General features: G+C 33.5%; 14 protein-coding genes. 3 read left to right on the top strand and 11 right to left on the bottom strand.

Translation table 11 applies throughout. The annotated features are described in order from the left end of the window. Positions 1-60 precede the first annotated feature (60 nt). From H8718_RS00750 to H8718_RS00735, 4 genes are all read right to left on the bottom strand, one after another. Positions 61-1,635, bottom strand: a complete 1,575-nt coding sequence (locus H8718_RS00750) for a response regulator (protein WP_177671187.1) — start codon at positions 1,633-1,635, stop codon at positions 61-63. Next, entirely contained in the window at positions 1,635-3,383 is a 1,749-nt protein-coding gene (locus H8718_RS00745; RefSeq protein WP_249331155.1) for a cache domain-containing sensor histidine kinase, read from the bottom strand. Before H8718_RS00745 ends, H8718_RS00750 begins: the two co-directional genes overlap by 1 nt. A gap of 128 nt (positions 3,384-3,511) precedes the next feature. Continuing rightward, on the bottom strand, positions 3,512-5,416 hold the full coding sequence (locus H8718_RS00740; RefSeq protein ID WP_249331154.1) for an ABC-F family ATP-binding cassette domain-containing protein: 1,905 nt from the start codon (positions 5,414-5,416) through the stop codon (positions 3,512-3,514). Positions 5,417-5,475: 59 nt separating this feature from the next. Then, positions 5,476-6,090 (bottom strand): hypothetical protein, encoded by a 615-nt coding sequence (locus tag H8718_RS00735; RefSeq protein WP_249331153.1) that lies wholly within the window; start codon positions 6,088-6,090, stop codon positions 5,476-5,478. Between the two features lie 330 nt (positions 6,091-6,420). Here H8718_RS00735 and H8718_RS00730 point away from each other — a divergent pair, with 330 nt between their 5' ends. After that, positions 6,421-9,027, top strand: a complete 2,607-nt coding sequence (locus H8718_RS00730; RefSeq protein WP_177671191.1) for a cation-translocating P-type ATPase — start codon at positions 6,421-6,423, stop codon at positions 9,025-9,027. 287 nt (positions 9,028-9,314) lie between these two features. On the opposite strand, the gene H8718_RS00725 is transcribed toward H8718_RS00730, so the two are convergent. The 3 genes from H8718_RS00725 to H8718_RS00715 form a co-directional block, all read right to left on the bottom strand. After that, positions 9,315-9,758, bottom strand: coding sequence for a metallophosphoesterase family protein (locus H8718_RS00725; RefSeq protein ID WP_249331152.1), 444 nt, complete (start codon positions 9,756-9,758; stop codon positions 9,315-9,317). Beyond that, positions 9,758-10,255: a GAF domain-containing protein gene (locus H8718_RS00720; RefSeq protein WP_330597562.1), complete on the bottom strand. Its 498-nt coding sequence runs from the start codon at positions 10,253-10,255 to the stop codon at positions 9,758-9,760. The genes H8718_RS00725 and H8718_RS00720 overlap by 1 nt, the downstream gene beginning before the upstream one ends. Positions 10,256-10,345: 90 nt before the next feature. Continuing rightward, positions 10,346-10,612 carry a hypothetical protein gene (locus H8718_RS00715; RefSeq protein ID WP_249331151.1) on the bottom strand — a complete coding sequence of 89 codons (267 nt, stop codon included), beginning with the start codon at positions 10,610-10,612 and terminating at the stop codon, positions 10,346-10,348. A gap of 290 nt (positions 10,613-10,902) precedes the next feature. On the opposite strand from H8718_RS00715, the gene pdaA reads away from it, so the two are divergent. Beyond that, the gene (gene pdaA, locus H8718_RS00710) at positions 10,903-11,667 is read left to right on the top strand and encodes a delta-lactam-biosynthetic de-N-acetylase (protein WP_249331150.1); all 765 of its coding nucleotides are present in this window, start codon (positions 10,903-10,905) and stop codon (positions 11,665-11,667) included. Positions 11,668-11,722: 55 nt separating this feature from the next. Here pdaA and H8718_RS00705 read toward each other — a convergent pair whose 3' ends face one another. Both H8718_RS00705 and H8718_RS00700 read right to left on the bottom strand, forming a co-directional pair. Continuing rightward, a complete protein-coding gene (locus H8718_RS00705; protein ID WP_177671196.1) occupies positions 11,723-12,298 on the bottom strand; it encodes a flavodoxin family protein in 576 nt (191 codons plus the stop codon). 196 nt (positions 12,299-12,494) lie between these two features. Then, on the bottom strand, positions 12,495-13,982 hold the full coding sequence (locus H8718_RS00700; protein ID WP_249331149.1) for a TRM11 family SAM-dependent methyltransferase: 1,488 nt from the start codon (positions 13,980-13,982) through the stop codon (positions 12,495-12,497). A gap of 175 nt (positions 13,983-14,157) precedes the next feature. Here H8718_RS00700 and H8718_RS00695 point away from each other — a divergent pair, with 175 nt between their 5' ends. Further along, positions 14,158-15,240 carry a phosphodiester glycosidase family protein gene (locus tag H8718_RS00695; RefSeq protein WP_249331148.1) on the top strand — a complete coding sequence of 361 codons (1,083 nt, stop codon included), beginning with the start codon at positions 14,158-14,160 and terminating at the stop codon, positions 15,238-15,240. A gap of 38 nt (positions 15,241-15,278) precedes the next feature. Here the strand turns inward: H8718_RS00695 and H8718_RS00690 are convergent, their stop codons facing one another. Together H8718_RS00690 and hflX are read right to left on the bottom strand one after the other, a co-directional pair. Further along, complete coding sequence (locus H8718_RS00690; RefSeq protein ID WP_177671199.1) at positions 15,279-15,437, bottom strand: YfgJ family double zinc ribbon protein; 159 nt, start codon at positions 15,435-15,437, stop codon at positions 15,279-15,281. A 610-nt stretch (positions 15,438-16,047) separates the two neighbouring features. Beyond that, positions 16,048-17,304, bottom strand: a complete 1,257-nt coding sequence (gene hflX, locus H8718_RS00685; RefSeq protein WP_249331147.1) for a GTPase HflX — start codon at positions 17,302-17,304, stop codon at positions 16,048-16,050. Positions 17,305-17,354: the final 50 nt, after the last annotated feature.

Raw genomic sequence — 17,354 nt, 5'->3', positions numbered from 1 at the left:
TTCTATAGTATCTTTCCTTGTTTTTATTATATTAAACAATTTTCAGAATTAACATGAACATTATTGACTCAAATTTGTATATTTTTTATACTCTTTAGGATTAACCCCAAAGTACTTATTGAACATTCTATTAAAATAAGACTGTTCTTCAAACCCTAAAGCATAAGCCACGTCCTTTACAATCATATTCTTCTCTTTCAAAAGTTCTTTGGCCTTTTCCATTTTACTTACATTAATGTATTGAATAATATTCATACCTGTTTCACTTTTAAATAATCTACTGATATAACTTTCATTCATATTAATTTGATTTGCTATAGAATTTAGTGTAATTTTCTCCGTAATATGCTGTTCTATATAATCCATAATCTCTACTATTTCACGTCGATAATTTTTATTTTTAATTTGTAAAATTAAAGTACAAATCATATAAATAAGTTCTTTAATTAACCCCTGCATTTCATCAAGTAATGTACTGGCTCTATAGGACTCTACAAGTTCGTTTAATCTACTTTTATCACTTTCAAGATAAATACTATAGTCTAATATAATACCTTGTAATAAAGGATTAAGTCGTTCTTCTACTTGCTCCTTTGGTACATAAGATCGCCTCATTTCTTCCATATACATATCCAGCAAATTATTGGCTTCGCTATAATCCCCCTTATTCATAGCTTGGTGAAGCCTTTCTTCTACTATTTGAGCACTCCTACCTAAATAGGGTTTCATAAGTATATGCATTTCTTCTTCTAACACTTCTTCATAACCTTTATAAAAACTTAATTCAGCCACATCCTGAGTTTTCTTCAAGGACTCTCTTAAATCATAAGAAGTATAAATAACCTTACTTATAACTCCTATTATTTTAATATTAGTGTAAAGTTTAATAAGATTTAAGATATGCATACTAATCCTATGTAAAACATCTTTTTGTTCCACATATCCCTTAGGAAATAAATAAAGCCCCCATTCCCCTTCGAAAAACAATCTTGGTATACTTTGATTAGGGACAGCCTCTGAAATAATATTTTCAATTGATTCTCTATATGCTTCTAACGTACAGGCCCTATGTTTTTCTTTCTGTGCTTTACTTTGGACATGTTTAAATAGTAGAAAAACATAAGGCATAGATAAGCTTTCTTTCTCTATGTTGTTTTCCCCTTCTAAATGATTTGTTTTAAAAATACGCTCTATTACCTTTAAGTCCTGTTCATTATTTATATCTTCTCTCTCCTCTTCAAAGAGTTTTTCACCTTTCTCATCTAATTTTCTCTGTACCTTAAGAACAGCCTGCATTAATTCGTCCGGCACGAGCGTTCCTTTAAGCAGATAATCTCCTACGCCGTAGCGCAAACACTGCCTTGCAAACTCAAATTCTCCATAACTTGTAAGCATAATAATTTCTCCCAAAAAGCCTCGTTCATATAAATTCTGTACCAATGTAATGCCGTCCATATAAGGCATCTTAATATCTGTCAAAATCAAATCAACTTTTTCTCTTTCTATAACCGCTAAAGCCTGCTTTCCATCACTTACTGCATCTATAATCTTAAACCCTACTTCCTCCCAATTAATAAGTGATCTAAGTCCAATACGGATAATTCTCTCATCATCTACAATCAATACGTTGTACATCATTTCCCCTCCATCTTTGGTATATGTAAGGTTACTATAGTCCCCTTTCCTATTTCACTTTGAATAATAGTGGTATAGTTCTCTCCAAAATGCAACCTAATTCTATCCCTTACATTATCAACACCTATTCCAGAAAGCTTTACATCTTTAGCTCTTGATATATCTAATATACTAGGATCAAAGCCTTTCCCATCATCTTGTACTGTAAAGATTATATGTCCACCTACTTCTCTTATTGAGATCAGAATTTGCAAGACACTTTGATCTTCTTTAATACCATGTAAAATAGCATTCTCTACAATAGGCTGCAAAATAAACTTTAAAGTTTGACAGCTTAGAAGCCCTTTCTCTACATCCATTAAAAGTCTAAAAGAATCTCCGTATCTTAGCTTCTGAATAAGTATATAATTTTTTACATTTTCTAGTTCATCCTCTATGGTGATATACTCCTTTTTCTGGATAATCGTATTTTTAAGTAAACAAGATAGCGCTAAAATACCTTCGCTTACACTATCCGCCTTGCTCATCATAGCAATCCACCTTAAGGAATTAAGTGTATTAAAAAGAAAATGAGGATTAATTTGCGCTTGTAGCATATTAAGTTCTAACTCTCTTCTTTCTTTTTCATTTTTTTCGATAGCAGTAATCATCTCTTGCATTTCTTTAGTAATCTGTACATAACTTCGGCTGAGCATGCCTAGTTCATCTGGGCTCTCATCATCTAGATTCGTTCTAAACTTCTCCTCCATAGAGGCTGATATATAATACTTTAATTTTTTAAGAGGCTCTATAATACTTCTACAGATCCTCTTTGCAATCATCATACATAAAAGCCCACATAGAATCATAATGACAACTATCTGTCTTAAAATGAGCATCACTTCTTTTAATAAATACGTATAAGGAATCGTTGCGACAAGCTGTATATTATAAGGTTTAATCAATGTGGGAATTACAAATAACTGTTCATAATGCTTATGTATGGTAAAATAACGTCTCCCATCTTTTTGAAAGCCCTTAATTTGCTTTATAATCTCTTCGTTTAAGAAAGTATTTTCCTCTAACTGACTTGATAAAATGTTCTGATTCTGATCAATAAGCCAAATACCTGACCCTTCTCCAAAATTCATATGCTCATATACCTTTTTAAGAGCCTCCTCTTTCAGTACCATAATGATATAGCCTACTTTTTCTTGAGTATAACTTGAGTAAATAGCTCGAGATAAAATCACATACTCCTCTCCATAAATGGCTTGCATAAAACATTGGACAAAGCCTCCCATCTGCTCGATTACATGTGTCATGGTTTTTACATGACTTTCATCATTAAGTAAATAGCCATGCTGATAAACCACTTCATCTTTTAAATTGACTATTTTTATATCTCTTATATAGGGATAGGAAGATAATTTCGGAATTACAACTTTATCAATTTGATTTTTAAATTGTGCCTTCTCGACATATGTATTATGATCATACTCATATAAACCCTTCTGAACTGTCTTATTGACTATAAGTTCATTAAGTAAGGCTTCGTAATTACTAAGTTCATTCTTTAAATTATCTCCTATAGCATCCACAAGCTGAACACTATAATTGGTACTTTTATTCATAACGCCATCATAAGTAATTTGCATGGTACATAGGCCAACTATTAAAATAGAAATAAAGGCAATAAGAAAAAATGCATATATTAATCTATTTTCAATTGTAATATTTCTCAAATTCATTCGAACTTTATTAGCCATATTGATTCCTCTTTATATTTTAAATTTATTATAACATTATAATATATATAAAATAATTTATCAAAATATAATTTACTTTGTCTTTTGTGCACTAAAAAAGGAAGCTATTCTTAATAGCTTCCTTTTGCTTATTGGTTTTTGATTTTCTCATCAAGCTCACTTAAGTATTCCCAACGTTCCATTTTATGCTCAAGCTGACTTTCTAGTTGTTCTTTTTCTTTTATTAAGTCATTTAATTTACTATAGTTACTTGCTTCCTTCGCCATCTCTGATTCTATATTTTCAAGACTTGCTTCTAACTTTTCAATATCTGCCTCGATATGTTCAAACTCCATTTTTTCGTTATAGCTCATTTTAAGTTTTGTTTGACTGTTTTTCTTCCAACTGTCTGTTTTTGCTTTATTATCTTGTTTAACTGGCGTAGCGATTTGCCCTTCCTGCTTACGGTGCTCTATATAGTCACTATAACCACCTACACTATCACGAATCACACCATTACCTTCAAATACAAAAAGCTTGTCTGAAATACGGTCAAGGAAATAACGATCATGTGAAACAGCAATAACAGGCCCTGCAAACTGTTCGATATAATCTTCTAATATTTGTAATGTCTGTATATCTAAATCATTAGTAGGCTCATCTAAGAGAAGTACATTGACATCATTCATCAGTACTCCTAATAAATAGAGTCGGCGTTTTTCACCACCTGATAGCTTGCCAATTGGCGTATACTGCATATGTGATGGGAATAAGAAACGCTCAAGCATTTTACTTGCTGATATAAGGCTGCCATCTTCTGCTCTTACATATTCACCACGTTCTTTCACATAATCAATTACACGCATGGTATCATCCATGCCTTTACTTTCTTGGCTATAGTAACCAATACGTACTGTCTCCCCAATTTCAATCGTCCCACTATCTGGTTTAATTTCTTCTGTAATAAGATTTAAAAGGGTAGATTTGCCTAAACCATTATTACCGATAATTCCAATACGTTCACCTTTAATAAAGTTATACGTAAAATCACGAATAAGTACCTTATCTCCATAAGCCTTACATACATCTTGCATTTCTATCACTTTTTTACCAAGCCTTGAAGTGGCAAACCCCATCTCCATCTTATCACTTTGCTTAAACTGCATTTGGTCTTTGAGTTCGTAGAAACGTTCCTGTCTTGCTTTCTGCTTTGTTCTTCTTGCCTCTACTCCCTTACGCATCCATTCTAATTCTTGCTTATAGAGGGTTTTCTGTTTATCTTCCATACGCTTTTGAATGCTTTCTCTCTGTGCTTTAAGTTCAAGATAAGTCCCATAATTACCTTCATACGTATAGAGCTTACCATCTTCTAGTTCCACAATTTTATTTGTTACACGGTCAAGGAAGTAACGGTCATGAGTTACCATAAGTACAGCACATTTTTTATTTTTAAGAACTTCTTCTAAATAATCGATAGTGCCATTATCCAGGTGGTTAGTAGGCTCATCCATAATAAGTAGATTACATGGTCTAATGAGTGCACCTGCTAGTGCGATACGCTTTTTCTGCCCACCTGATAAATTTCCTACTTTCTGATTAAATTCACTAATCCCCAGTTTGGTTAATACTGCTTTCGCTTCACTTTCTGCTTGCCATGCATCTACTGCATCCATCTCAGTTGTAAGTTTTAATAATTTTTCTTGTAAAGCTTCATTATCTGGCTCTTTCTCTAAGGCTATTGTGACTTCTTCATAATTTTTAAGAACCTGCATAAATCGAGAAGTTCCTTTGAAAATCTGTTCAATAACTGTAGCCTCAGGATCAAAATAAGGGTTCTGTGGCAAATATTCTATCATAAGTTCATTAGAAGTTGTAATTTCTCCTGCGTCAGCTGTTTCAAGCCCTGCTAATATTTTAAGAAGACTTGATTTTCCTGTACCATTAATCCCGATTAATCCTATTTTATCTTCACTATGAATACTTAATGCTAATTGATTAAAAATTATTTTTTCACCATAGACTTTTTTTATATCTGTTGCTGCTAATAAAATCATATTATTTCCTTTCACTTTAAGTCAATCTAAAATTTTAATTTTATTATAGCATAGAAGTCCTATTTTGCCTTATCTTTATTCAGCAACATAAATTCATTCATTTGTTTTGTGACAAAATTATCTTTTCCTTTTCTTAAGCTCCTATAAATCCAAAACGAAAAAATAATTCCTATAATAACGCAAATAAGCATATCTTCCATTGTATCACTTAAACTTCCAAGCTGTGCATTGGTTCCAAAGAAAGTATCTCCAACAAACTCGAAGATTTCCCAAAACACTGCACTCGATGAAATAGTGAGGAATATTATAATACTAATAAGCCCATATTTTTGATTTTTAAAAGTCATAAGTTCTGGATCACATAATCTTAATATGACAAGTCCGCCTAATCCTACTACAAAAGCAGATAATCCATGCAAAAATAGATCCCACCAACTGATCACATCATAAGCTCTTAAATATGTCCCACACCACTGAGACAATAGAACAAACACTATAAAAAAGTAATTCATAAATTTTGTTAGCTCTACACCTGTTGTAAACTTTAATGCTTCAGGTAGAAAACTTACCAAAAGCACAGAGGCCACAACAAGCACTTGAATCCACTGCATTGTACATATTAGATAAATCATATTAATGATTAATAAAATCCTTATACCCTTTATAATTTGCATGCTTTTACTCCTATACCTTTTATGATTTCTTTGTCCTATTCTATATACTATGGTATCTCAGCCTTTGAATATGCATCTAAAAATTTCTATTGACAAATTCTATTTATATCGTTATTATCATATTAGCTTACATGATAGTTTAAATTTTAACTTTAAAAGGGAGTAGTTGAAATATATCATCAACAATCGCGATTGCTCACAATCTGGTGATATATACCATCTGATGGTTACAAGACTTTTAATGGATTTTCAGTGATACTAAGCTGAAAATCCATTAAAAGTCTTTTTTTATTCTACTCAATTCTAAAATTTCGAATTAGGAGGCTCTTTATGGATAAGTTTTTTAATCAATCCCCAAGTAACGTACTTAAACATTTTCATGTATCTCTAGATGGTCTTACCACCAAGGCTGCACAAGAAGCCTTGCAAAACTATGGACCTAATGCACTTTCTGAAGGAAAAAAGAAAAGCATGGTCGTGGTATTTCTAGAGCAATTTAAAGATCTACTTGTATTTATTTTAATTGCTGCTGCTATTATTTCCGCACTATCAGGAAATTTAGAAAGTACTATTGTTATTTTTGCCGTTATTATTCTAAATGCTATTTTAGGCACCGTACAACACTTTAAGGCAGAAAAATCTTTAAGTAGTCTTAAGGCTCTTTCTGCACCCTCTGCTAAAGTCATTCGTAATGGCACAAAAATAGAAATACCTTCTAGTGAAGTAGTTCCAGGCGATATTATCTTCCTAGAAGCTGGCGACCTTATTGTAGCTGATGGAAGGGTTATTGAAAGTTATTCTTTACAAGTTAATGAAAGTTCTCTTACAGGTGAATCTGAAAGCGTTAATAAAACTGCTGAAATTATTGATCGCACTGAAGTTGCCTTAGGTGACCAAATTAATATGGTCTTTTCTGGTTCTCTTGTAACTTATGGACGTGGTATTGTCTTAGTTACTGCAACAGGTATGCAAACTGAAATTGGTAAAATTGCAACACTTATGAATCAGACCCAACAAAAGAAAACACCTCTTCAAGTGAATTTAGACGATTTTAGTAAAAAGCTTGCTATGATTATATTAGGTATTTGCTTTATCGTCTTTACCCTTAGTATTTATCGTAAGATTCCTGTACTAGATTCTCTTATGTTTGCTGTAGCGCTTGCTGTTGCTGCTATTCCTGAAGCTCTTAGTTCTATTGTTACAATAGTATTAGCACTGGGCACACAAAAAATGGCTAAACAAAATGCTATTATGAAAGAGCTTAAAGCCGTAGAAAGTTTAGGTAGTATTTCTATTATCTGTTCCGATAAAACAGGTACACTTACTCAAAACAAGATGACTACTAAAAAAGTTTATCTTAACCACACTCTCGTAGATGGTGATACTTTAGATTATACAAATCCACTGGAGCGTCTATTACTTCAAAGTGCTGTACTCGCTAATGATTCCACCAACCAAGAAGGTCAAGAAATTGGTGACCCCACTGAAGTTGCCCTTGTTAACCTAGGACAAAAACTCGGTCTTAGTGAGATAAGTTTACGTAAGGACTATCCTCGTCTTAGTGAAATACCTTTTGATTCAGATAGAAAGCTCATGTCTACGCTTCACTTTATTGATGGGCAGTACATCTTATTTACAAAAGGTGCTTTTGATGTTTTACTTGACCGTACAAATACCATTGCTACCACAGAGGGTATCCGCGAGCTTACTTTAGAGGATTGTAATCAAATTAATGCAGCTAATCAATCTTTGTCCGAAAATGGCCTTCGTGTATTAGCTTTCGCCTATAAGGTTCTTCCTAGCGAAAAACTCCTTACTCTAGAAGATGAAACAGATTATACCTTCCTAGGACTAATTTCCATGATTGACCCACCTCGTGAAGAATCAAAAGCTGCGGTTGCAGATGCAAGACTTGCTGGTATTAAACCTATTATGATTACTGGAGACCACAAAGTTACTGCTTCTGCTATTGCACGTGAAATCGGTATATTAGCAGATAGTGATATTGCTGTAGAAGGTACAACTCTTGATCATATGACAGATGCTGAACTCGATGAGAAACTCGAACATATCGCTGTTTATGCACGTGTTTCTCCTGAAAATAAAATTCGTATTGTAGATGCATGGCAACGTAAAGGTAAAATTGTAGCCATGACTGGTGATGGTGTTAATGATGCTCCTGCTCTTAAGAAAGCTGATATTGGTATTGCTATGGGTATTACAGGAACGGAAGTTTCTAAAGATGCAGCTGCTATGATTTTGACAGATGATAACTTTGCAACTATTGTCAAAGCTATTACAAATGGACGTAATGTTTATACTAATATTAAAAACTCTATTAAGTTCCTGCTCTCAGGTAATACTTCTGGTATTTTAGCTGTTCTCTATACTTCTATTTGCGCACTTCCTATGCCATTTGCACCTGTTCACCTACTCTTTATCAACTTGGTAACAGACAGTTTACCTGCTATTGCGATTGGTATGGAAGAAGCTACAGATGACCTCCTTCACCAGAAACCACGTAATCCAAGGGCTTCTATTTTATCTAAAGACTTCTTAGTACGCATTCTAGTAGAAGGAAGTATTATAGGTCTCTTTACACTTATCGCTTACCATATAGGCCTTACTACTAGTCCTCAGCTGGCAAGCACCATGGCTTTTGCTACTTTATGTCTAGCACGTTTATTCCATGGTTTTAACTGTAGAGGCAAACAGTCAATCTTTAAACTTGGCTTTGCTTCAAATAAATATAGTCTTTGGGCTTTTTTAGCTGGATTCTTATTCCTAAATGCCGTTCTTTTTATACCAGGACTTACATATTTATTTGAAGTTGCACCACTTACACTTTCTACAACTTTAACGATCTATGGTCTAGCTTTCATGCCTACTGTTATTATTCAAATTTACAAAGTCCTTCGTGAACGTTTTTTAAAATAATATAATTCTTCAAAAATAGTGCTATCCTTAAAATACTTAAGTTGATTAGCACTATTTTTTATAACCTTTCCAAACTCCTCTATTTTACTAGGAATATTCTTTCCAACTTTATGTTACATTTAACCTAAATAGTAACCTTACTCGTGTAGCATGCTCACTAACTCTATCTTGGATTCTTAGCTTTAGACCATACAAGTCATGTAGACCTTGTAGAATTTGACAATTTAGGTCTTTAACTTAAATAAAAATAAAAGGATAGTCTTTTATCAAAGACTATCCTTTTATTTTTATTTATCTAGTGTGATAATTTCTAAATGCGTACCTTTTTCTAAGTTCATTAAGACCATTGTTAAAGGTAATCCAAATCGCCTTTTTCCACATGCTCCAGGATTAATATATGTTGTTTTGCTTTTATAATGTATATCAAACTGATGAGAATGACCACTTATAATAAAATCATAACCTTTAGGCACTTCCTTAATACTCTTAAGGTCATGAATCATAAAAAACTTATAACCTTCTAATTCTACTTCTAAGCTTTTGGGTAACCCCATTTCTATCGAGTCGTTATTGCCCTCCACTCCATAAACAGGTGCTATCTTTCTAAGCCTCTCAAGAATTTCCATACCGCCTACATCACCTGCATGAAATAGAGCCATGCATCCTTCTAAGTTCTTTAGGACTTCTTCTTTTAAAATACCATGTGTATCTGATAAAATACCTATTTTCATTACGCTTCATCCCATTTGCAAAGGTCTTCTATCACATTCACACATTTTTCTAAATACATAGCATCTATTTCATCAAACCTTGATAAGATTGGGCTATCTATATCTAATACCCCTATAATCTCATTCCCTTTTCTTATAGGAATGACAATCTCAGACCTTGATGCACTATCACAAGCAATATGTCCTGGAAAAGCATGTACATCCTTAACAAGTTGTGTTTTATTCTCACTCACTGCCGTACCACATACACCGCGTCCCACAGCAATATGCATACAAGCTACTTTGCCTTGGAATGGTCCAAGAAGTAACTCTCCCTTTTTCATCAGGTAAAAACCTACCCAGTTAATCTGTTCTAAACATTCATTTAAAAGTGCCGATGCATTGGATAAAATAGCTATAGGATTTTCTTCTCCTTCAAGTAGTGCTTGAAGCTGCATAAGCATAAGCTCATAAAAAGCATGTTTATCTTCACTTGTTGTCTTTTCTACACTAAACATCGTTCTTACTCCTTTACTGTATCAATCCTATTTTTCTTATTATCGCAAATCCTCACGCCTATTTCAATGGAAAACAAAAAATCTCTCACCCTATAAGGCTAAGAGATTTTTTACATCATCTGAAAATCGATCTATCAAAAAAGCTTTATTTTGATGATAATATTTTTGCATACGTTTTGAGACATTAGGCGGATACTCATACCTTATCTGCTTAATTCCTTCTTCAAGTACTGCTAATGCCATATGTCTAATTTCTTCTTCCTTTAAAACATTTCCTTTTTGCGCTTTATAACTGCTTTTACACATTTGTGCCTTTGCTTGATATAAAATAGTGTAGGCATCCATATTCGTAGTCATTTTATTCACCCTTTCCCTTTGACGTTTATATTCTAACCTATTTTCCATAAATTGTAAATACCATTTTCAGCACTATGTATTAAATTCAAAAAATTAATTGAGCAGTTTTTCTTCTTTCTTTACTTATGGTAAGGATTTCAATTAGCCAATATGAACTTTTTTTTACACTTTTTTTGTTCATTATACCAAATCTATCTAATAAAAGATCTTATTTCATCTTAAATTTTAATAACTTTTTCAAACTTGGATAAACTAGCAGGTATGTAAAAGATTTTTAAAGGAGGCTTCATATGAAAAAACTTTATCATTTAGGCGTACTTCTCTTAAGTTTCGTCTGCCTGCTTATGCCTATTTATGCAAGCTCACTGGATAATACTAAAATAGACTGGTGGCTTGTTAGAAGCAAGGACCATTCTACACCACGTATTAATGAAGATCTTAAATTTGATCTTAAAACTTATGATGCCTATTATGTAGGTGATACTTCCTCTAAAGTGCTCTACCTGACTTTTGATGAGGGGTATGAAAAGGGCTATACACCTAAAATTTTAGACGTTTTAAAAGAAAAAGATGTAAAGGCTATTTTCTTTGTAACTTCTCCTTATGTAAAAAGTAACCCTGACCTCATCAAACGTATGGTAGATGAAGGGCATATTGTAGCTAACCACTCTAATCACCACCCTTCTATGCCAAGCTATACAGGGGATCCTAATAAATTTGCTAATGAGCTTAACGATGTAGCTGCTAAATACGAAGAAATTATAGGTAAGCCTATGGTTAAACTTTTTAGACCACCTATGGGACATTATTCTGAGAAGAGCCTTGCTATGACTAAAGAACTAGGCTATAAAACGGTTTTCTGGAGTTTTGCTTATAGCGACTATAATGTAGACAAACAACCTTCTCACGAAACAGCTAAGAAAATGATTTTAGATAATCTGCACAATGGTTCTATCATGCTTTTACATGCTATTTCCAAAACGAACACAGAAGTTCTAGGCGAAGTGATTGATCAGGCTCGTCAAATGGGATATACTTTTGAACTTTTCCAGTAACTCATAAAAAAGAGTAGAACAAAATTCATTTTGTTCTACTCTTTTTTTATGTATATTAAGCCTTTGCTGTTTGTTTAATTAAAAATACCATATTATCTGCTAGTGTTTCAAGGGTTGCTACCCCTTCCTCATCTTTTAGCAAGTCTCCTCTTTTTAGCGCTAAACTCATATTCCAGTAACTAGAAGATGCTATCGTCATTTCATTAATGCCATAGAAAAAGTTGATTGCTGAGTAAACAAAATTGCTCCCTGCTCTACGTGCTGGTACAACACTTGCACCCACTTTACGTTTTAACGGGTTACCATTTGCCATAGCAACATAACCACATCTATCTATAAAAGCTTTAACTTCTGTTGTCACATTACTAAAGTAAGAAGGTGAACCAATAATAAGTCCATCTGCTTCAAATACTTTTTGTATAACCTCATTCATCCCATCATCTGTTACACATTTTCCATTTTTCATTTTAAAACAACCATTACAAGCCCTGCATCCCGCAAAAGTATGTCCACCCAATTGAATAATCTCTGTTTCAATACCTTCTTTTTCAAGAATTTCTTTCATAACTTCTAGTCCAGCCATGGTGTTACCATTGGCTCTTGGACTCCCATTTAAAGCAACTACTTTCATATTTCCTTCCTTACTTTCTTTAAAAATTTAATATTTGTGCTTCTATTTTATCAAAAATTCTTTTATTTTCCTATTATAAAGTAGATAAATCAATCTGCTTTTTTCTTCTGCTAGTATAGTCATCCTATAAATAGATGTATAGGCTCCCCTCCATATTCCCTTTATTACAGTATATGCAGGGAATGACTCTCACATCTTATTTTTTAAATTGTAAAATATAGAGATAAGCACCTTCTTTTTTAGATAACATTTCTGTCTTTAATATAGTATAAGAAGGTCTTTGTTTTAAACTTCTTTCCATAAGTCCTTTGTTTCTTGTATAAAGAATAAGTACGGCTTCATCTTCTAACAAATGAGGTACCTTTTCAAAAAATCTATCATATAAAAGAGCCAGTTCCCCCTCAGTCGTTCTTCCTGTGGCTGTTGGCATATTAGTAAATAACTCATCAAAAAGATACTTATGTGTAAAATCAAAGAAATCTTTTGTTATAAAGTAAATATCTGTATCTGCCCAGTTACTATTTTCAATAGCACCATCAATAGCTTCTCCATAAAGGTCCACGCCATACATTACTTTAGCTTTCTTCACTTGATTACGTTCAATAAGCATAGTGCCCACACCACAGAATGGATCTAATACCTGAGCCTCTTCTTTTAAATAATCTTTAGCAAGTTGTGTAATAAGTGCTGCTGTATCTGGCGCTATACTTGCTGCTACTGTATTTTTTCTATAACTAAATCGGTTATCTTCTATCGTGTATAATTTAAGTAAGACATTAAAACGGCCTTCTTTATTTTCAATAAGGCGGATTTCAAATTCATAGTGTGAAGTAGAATTAATAAGCTGTCTTTTTGTTAAATTTTCTAATTCTGCACCCATCTTTTTTGTAAAGGCACTTTTTTTATCAAGAGGCATCTTGGTTTTCATTTCAATTCTGAAATAGTAAGGTGGATACCCCATATGTCTCTCATTCATAAATTCTAATAATCCACCTTCTACAAGAGTCTTACTTGCTTTGATTGGATCATATTCTACTGTTCCTACTTCTTTTAATTTGAAAAGCAGTTCCTTATACGTTCTAATTTTAAGAATCTCTTTAAGGTGATTCGTACGTACCAGAACACCTGCTCCAAAAGTTTTTGCCTGTCCCTTTCTAATTTGATCTGCTGTTATATGTTGATGCTCACGATTTGTAATAAGAACAAGATCACTTGCTTCAGTATAACCATTAAACGTATGTGGCTTTGGCTCCTCTACCTTTACAAGCAAACTGGTTAAAATGCGAATTTCTTCTTGAATATGTTTTTTATTACTTTCTTCTACAGGTGTCTGTGTTAAATCGTTTAGTCTGGCTTTAAACTGCTCCACTAATGGCATATAGTCAAAAAAGCTTAAGGCAGTTAAGTAATCACTTTTTACGAATAGCTTCTCTTCTTTTTCATAAGCTGCATAAAGCTTGTCCATAAACTCTGGGATACTAAGCTCTCCCATAATAAGTGCTACATTTTTTCGTATTTTTGCATCTTCATCCTCTAATAATGTATAAAGGGTACTGTAATCCCCATCTAGTTCATACATAAACACTCTTTTGTTATGATAATCTTTAATAAGCTTTCTTAGCTCAATTAAATTTTTTCTTACTTCATTACCTTGTACCACTTGTTTATAAAGTTCTGTAATCATGCCGTCTCCTAACGTATTACTCTTATTGTATTCTGTTACTTAATCTAACATCTTTTGATGTATTACACAACTCTTCTACTTTATTTTTATACTTTTGTAGTATCTTATTCAATATTCGTTCATTTATTTACTCTATACTATAAAAGACTATGGGAGCTTATAAGGAGAGATTAAAATGTTAAGAAATTCTAAACCTCGCTATAAAAAGAATGTTAAGAAAAAGAAAACCTTATTAGGTCTCTTTCTAAAATCCTGCATCTATACCTTTCTTGGTCTTATTTTGACAGGTATTGCTTCTTTTTATATTTTCATTGTATCCGGCTGGATTAAACCTACTCAAGAACTTTGGGTCACAACAGCTATGACTACCTTAAATCATAAATGGCTTGCTACTGCTTTTATTAAAGAAGAGACTATAGAGGATATTATGAAGCGTAATCAAGTAGATGATTCAGGTTATGAAACTTCCACAGACCTCGTTGAAATTCCTATTTCTTCTAAAGATGAAACAGCTTCTTCTAATACAGAAACACCTAAAGAAGATTACATAGATGAAGGGTATACAAAACTTGAAGAAGGTATTTATGTGAAAGATGTAAGTGGTGGCACATGGAAAGGGAAACTTATGCTTATTAGTGACCCATCCCGTGTTACGCTCGCTCAAACACGTTATCAATTTGAACGTGGTGACTTAGTTAAAACAATGGTGCAAACCCACAATGCACGTGCTGGTATTAATGCAGGTGGCTTTGTAGATGGTCCTAACTATGACTCAAACGGTGGCACACCAGCTGGACTTCTTATTGTCAATAATGAGCTCATTCAATCTAATGGCAATATGAAACATAGTGTTATTGGTTTTAATCAGGACAATGTCCTCGTCCTTGGAAAAATGACAAAGCAAGAAGCCCTAGATGCTAATCTTAGAGATGCTGTAGACTTTAGACCTTTCCTCATTGTGAATGGTGAAAAAACGATTAAAGAAGGTACAGGTGGTTGGGGAATTGCTCCTCGTACAGCTATTGGTCAGCGTAAAACAGGTGAAGTACTTTTCCTCTGTATAGATGGTAGACAGCCGGGACATAGCCTTGGTACAGACTTAGATGTCCTTCAAAACACCCTTTATGATGCAGGCTGTATCAATGCAGCTATGTTAGATGGTGGTAGCTCCACTGTTATGTATTATAAAGATGACTATGTGAATAAACCAAGTTTAGGCCATGAGCGCTACATTAACAACGCTTGGATTATTAAATAAAATAAGGACTATGCCACAAGGCATAGTCCTTATTTTTTTTACTCTACTTCATGATCTTTATGTGCGTTGGCTTCTTTCACACGTACACTAGAAATAAGTTTTTTACAATGATTACAAAAATAATTGCTTGCACCACAAGCATTGATTTCTTCTACTTCTTGGTTATAGCAATCTGGACAAATTAGTTTCTCTTTCATATTCCTGCTCCTTTTACGTTTTTAGATGTATAAACTTGCTAATCTTTTGTAATTCTACTCTTCTTTTATTATATAAAGAACATTTAAGTTAATCTATAAAAATTTTATGACGCATTTCTACTACTCATCCGTATATATAGAGTATAGGAATCAAACAAATTCTAGGTCGTTTTTATTCCTATATGTTGTATGCCGCATTTGCAAATGTATTAGTCCCCCTTCTAATACTTTACATGCTGGTTTACAACCAACTCTTTAATAGGAGTTGTGGCAGCCTATTAAAGAGCCTACCCTCATATATATCCATAAGATTTACCTAACTTCATAAAAGTTATAAGCCTTATCAGCTGTTAAACTCTACTGTCTCTATGTTGCCTCCATACCACTTCTGTGATACATGATCTGGTCATCCCTATCACGAATAGCTCTATGGACATCTCATCTAGCCCGTATAGTTTGCTTAAGAAAATGCTTCTTCTCTTTTATCTCGTAATAATCTTTTGGTTTATATATTGCCACACAAAAAGCCAGCACAATGCCATCAATTTTAAGGGGGGATGGCTTTGTGCTGGCTTTTAATACTTTTCTATTATTCTATTTAAGTTTCTACTTATACCCTTGTGTAGTCTCTGTATTTATCTGCATAGGTGGTCATACATTCAATATCCAGTACAACCCCTTCTTCCTTATAAGCCTGACCTTTTACCATGCAGTCTTCATTAATCTTAGAGATAAGATTTAAATCTTTATAAGGAATAAACAACTGAGTCTTTATATATTCTGCAAAAATTTCCTCACATATTGTTTCGATAAGGGCTTCCATTCCCCTATTCTGCTTAGCAGAAATTTTAATACCTTCCTGCTCTATACTATCCATTTCAAGTTCATCTATTAAATCTACTTTATTATAGACATAAATCATAGGTACATGCTCTGCACCTATTTGTTTTAAAGTTTCATTGGTTACTTCTATCTGCTTCTTATAATGTGGACTAGAAAGGTCGACAACATGAATTAATAAATCGGCTTCACATACTTCCTCTAAAGTTGATCTAAAGGCTTTTACAAGATGATGTGGTAAATTGCTTACAAACCCTACTGTATCTGAAAGTAGAAAGGCTCTATGATCAGGCAGTTTGATACTTCTAACAGAAGTTTCAAGTGTAGCAAAGAGCATATTTTTTTCAAATACAAGCTTTTCTTCTCCTTTATTAAATTGGCTCACGAGCCGATTCATAATAGTGGACTTACCTGCATTGGTATAGCCTACAAGTGCTACCGTAGGCAAATGAGATTTTCTTCTCTTGTTACGCTGAGTAGTGCGCTGACCTTTTAACTTCTCAAGTTCTTTATTAAGCGCAGCAATTTTTTCTTCTACCTGTCTTCTATCTAACTCTAGCTTCTTCTCCCCTGCCCCTTTATTTTTAGTCCCTACACCGCCACCTTGTCTACCTAGATTTTCATTTGCTCCAATTAATCTTGGCAGGGCATATTCAAGGCTTGCTACTTCGACTTGAAGTTTAGCCTCACGTGTTTTAGCACGCTCACCAAATATATCTAGAATGAGCACTGTTCTATCAATTACTCTACAGCCTATTTCATCCTCAATATTTTTAATCTGAGAAGCAGACAGTTCATTATTAAAAACGACAATGTCTATCTCCTGCACAGCTCTTAAATAAGCCAGTTCCTCAAGTTTACCACTTCCAATATAATATTTAGCATTGATCTTCTTAGCATTCTGCACCATATGTGCTACCACCTGGATATCACATGCCTCACATAAATTCTCAAGTTCAACCATAGATTCTGTATAATCTACTTGATTATCTTTATTTAAACCGACTATTATTCCTCTTTTATTCATAACATAATCTCCTTTTATTCTGTTTCATTAAGCACGAATGAGCACGAGAT

This window comes from Zhenhengia yiwuensis (assembly GCF_014384995.1).
In the GTDB taxonomy this organism is placed as follows: Bacteria; Bacillota; Clostridia; order Lachnospirales; family Cellulosilyticaceae; genus Zhenhengia; species Zhenhengia yiwuensis.
This window is presented reverse-complemented; position numbering and strand designations above follow the sequence as displayed.